We start from the raw sequence: 3,517 nt of genomic DNA, 5'->3' as shown, positions 1-3,517 counted from the left end.
GTTGCCGGTTCTGCAGCCAGAAGCACCGTGCCCGCAATCGGCCATCGTCAGTCAGCAAAAGGATACGGAACAAGTCCATTTATGCCTCGGGGTACCGGGGTTAAGTCATAATGCTGATCAGATTTACGCCTTGTCCGTATTAAACAACGTTTTGGGCGGCGGGGTTAGTTCCCGGCTTTTTCAGGAAATCCGGGAGGAGCGCGGCTTGGCCTATTCGGTATATTCCTACCATACTTCTTACCGCGACAGCGGGCTTTTAGGGATTTATGCCGGCACCGGACCGGCCAACGTTACCCAAATTCTAGAACTGCTGATGAAAGAAGTCCGGCAGGTACAGGCTGAAGGGATCAAGGCCAGTGAACTGCAGCGGACTAAAGACCAGATCAAAGGCGGAATGTATTTAGGCCTGGAGAGTGTCAGTAACCGCATGACCCGACTTGGCCGCTCCGAGTTGTGTTACGATCGGGTGATTGATCCGGATGAGGTAATCGAAAAGGTGGACGCGGTTACGCAGGAGGATATACTATCCTTGGCCCAGCAGCTGTTTAGGCCGGAAAACTTTTCCGGCGTGGCAATTGGACCGGGGGATTATACTCCGGAACTGAAACAATGGGTAAGGTAATCGGTAATAAACGGTAATAATTTAGGTCAGCCCCTCATAAGTTCTATCAGTAAAACAATAATTTGGACCAGGATCGGGGGGCAAAAAGATGCGCATGAGTGAACTGGTAGGCAAAGAAATAATCAACTTTTATGATGGAGGCCGGCTGGGCACTGTAGGAGAGTCGGACCTGGTCATTGATCTTGAATCCGGAAGAGTACAATCACTGATTCTGCCGGGGAGAAATAATCTGTTGAGTTTTTGGGGTGATCAGCAGCAGATGGTGATCCCTTGGGAAGCGGTTAAAAAGATTGGGGCCGAAGTAATAATCGTAGATCTGGACCGAACCAACTTAAGGGGTCGCCGGCACTTGTTGTAGATTTGTTAAACCCTTTGCTTAGAGTTAATCAATCACAATCAGCAAGCGCTTTTTATTGTTGCCTTAATGATGATTAGGGTGTCAAAAGTAAATTTTCCACCCAAAATGAGGTGATATAAACCCGACTAATTTCCAGGTTAAAATTTCAGTAAAAAAAGCCGAAAGCCCTTGATATATAAGGAAATCTGGCCATTTATATGGTATAATAAAACCATATAAAATTTCCAATGGAAGGTAGATTAATGTGGCATTTAAGCTGAATAAATATCAACAAATCAACCTGGAAGACAATTTTTTAGTTCTCAGTGAACGTATTCAGAAGTTCATTGCGAATTCCTGGGCAAAAGGATTTGCAGATATCATCTTTCCCGCTATTAACGAAGAACGTTTTGCGGTTTTATATAGTGACAATCCAGCCTCACGGCCTAACAGCCCGGTAAACGCGGTGGTCGGATCTATGATTTTAAAAGAGATGTTTAACCTGACCGATGATGAACTTCTTGCCAGTATTCTTTGTGATGTGCGATTCCAATATGCCCTTCACACAACCAGTTTTAAAGAGCAACCCTTCAGCGACCGCACCTTTAGCCGTTTTCGCGAAAGGCTCTACCAGCATACCCAAGAGACCGGTGTTGATCTCTTACAAGAAGAAATGGAAGCGATGGCCCAGGTCTTTGTCGAATACTTAAACATTAGCCCCTCCATGAAACGGATGGATAGCCTGATGGTTTCATCCAGCTGCAAGAAAATGTCCCGGCTGGAGATTCTTTATACCTGCGTGGCAAACATGGTAAAGGCTCTCCATAAAAATAAAGAAGATAAGCTACTTCCAACCGAGCTGATGCACTACCTCAAAGAAGAAGACCGAAACGAAATGATCTATCACCGTAAGGGAGAGGAAATCACCTCCCGGTTGCAGCAAGTGATTGACGATGCGAATGAACTCATCTCTAAGTTGGATGAAAGCTATTTTGATTTGACTGAATACCAGCTTCTGCAAAGGGTGCTTAATGAACAAACCGAAAAGACACCGGAAGGGAAAGCCACTCTTAAAGATAAAAAACAAGTATCCCCCAAAAGTCTGCAAAACCCCTCTGACCCGGATGCCACCTATCGAAGCAAAGCCGGGAAGGACAACAAGGGATATGTCGGCAATCTGGTAGAAACCTTTGATGACCAAGGTGCCCTGATTACCTCTTATGATTACCAACAAAACAGTCATAGTGACAGCAGCTTCTGCAAAGAAACCATTGAAAAACTTGGCAAACAGGAAACATCAATGACTTTGCTGGCCGATGGGGCCTACTCCAGTATTGAAAACATGGAACTGGCTGCAGAATGTAACATCGAACTCATAACAACCGCCCTGCTCGGGAAATCACCGGATGTAACTCTGGCCGACTTTCAGCTTGACGAACATAATAAGGAAATCATAAAATGTCCTGCCGGTTTTAGTCCTTATAAAACGCGATACTATAAAGATAGCGGGATGTATCGGGCCTCCTTTAACAAAGCAACTTGTGAACATTGTCCTCTAAGAGAAAAATGTGGTGCTAAGCTGCAAAAGAAATCCGCTTTTGTGATGATATCCGAAAAAATGGTGCAACGAGCAACTTACATTAAGAAGTTATCCACAGAAGAGTATCGTGCCTTAGCCAAGAAACGAAATGGGGTAGAAGGCCTACCCTCAGTGTTGCGCAGAAGGTATCACGTGGATCGAATCCCAGTCAGGGGTTTACTGCGCTCAAAAATCTGGTTCTCCTTTAAGATAGCGGCAATTAATGTAAAAAGAGTGTTAAAGAGAGCACTTCTTTTGAACCTTAAAAAATTATTGATCGAAATACCACGCACTCTTTTCAGGTTTTTGAGGATACGCCGGATGCGGGTAATAATTGTTTCTACAGAAACGAGTTTTTTGACACCCTAATCAGTTATGTTTGTTGCTGGTAATGGGAAAAATAATATGGTAAAGTTAACCGGCACCCATATTTAGAGTCATTGCTGGGGTTGAACAGAGCAAGGAGGAGCAGAATAAATGAAGTTCAGTGTGGAGAAGATACAAACTAATCTGGCTACCTTGGAGATCGAAGTAGAGGAACAGCGGGTTGAAGAAGCGTTAGAGCAATCATATCGAAAAATGGTCAAGCAGATTAATATCCCCGGTTTCCGCAAGGGCAAAGTGCCGCGCCCCATCTTTGAGAGTCTAGTGGGTAAGGAAGCGCTCTTTGAAGAAGCTCTGGATATTTTACTTAATCAAACCTTGCCGGAAGTGATTAAGGAAGCAGATTTAGAAACGATCGGGGATCCCAAGGTAGAAGTGGTTCAGATCGATCGCGGACTTCCTTTGATTTATAAAGCTACGGTATCGGTTATTCCGGAGATCAAACTTCCAGACTTTAAAGGAATGGAAGTAGAAGAACAACCTCAAAGCGAGCCGCAAGACGAGGATGCTTTGAAAGTGTTGGAAAGCTATAGCAAGCAAATGGCCCGCTTGGAAAATGTAGAGAGCGGGATTGTAGAAAACGGCCATATCGTGC

Annotated in this window: 3 protein-coding genes and 1 pseudogene; all 4 read left to right on the top strand. The window is 44.5% G+C overall.

All coding sequences use genetic code 11. The annotated features are described in order from the left end of the window. Positions 1-622, top strand: a 622-nt coding sequence (locus KO464_09980; protein ID MCC7573690.1) for an insulinase family protein, incomplete at its 5' end; no start/stop codon positions are given. Between the two features lie 88 nt (positions 623-710). Beyond that, the gene (locus KO464_09975) at positions 711-980 is read left to right on the top strand and encodes a YlmC/YmxH family sporulation protein (GenBank protein ID MCC7573689.1); all 270 of its coding nucleotides are present in this window, start codon (positions 711-713) and stop codon (positions 978-980) included. A 244-nt stretch (positions 981-1,224) separates the two neighbouring features. Next, positions 1,225-2,787: pseudogene (locus KO464_09970) on the top strand (transposase). 228 nt (positions 2,788-3,015) lie between these two features. Continuing rightward, positions 3,016-3,517 (top strand): trigger factor family protein (locus KO464_09965; protein ID MCC7573688.1); only part of this gene is annotated, 502 nt, incomplete at its 3' end.

The sequence above is a fragment of the Methanofastidiosum sp. genome (genome assembly GCA_020854815.1).
In the GTDB taxonomy this organism is placed as follows: Archaea; Methanobacteriota_B; Thermococci; order Methanofastidiosales; family Methanofastidiosaceae; genus Methanofastidiosum.
Note: the sequence above shows the minus strand (reverse complement) of the source record. Positions and strands in the feature narration are given on the sequence as shown.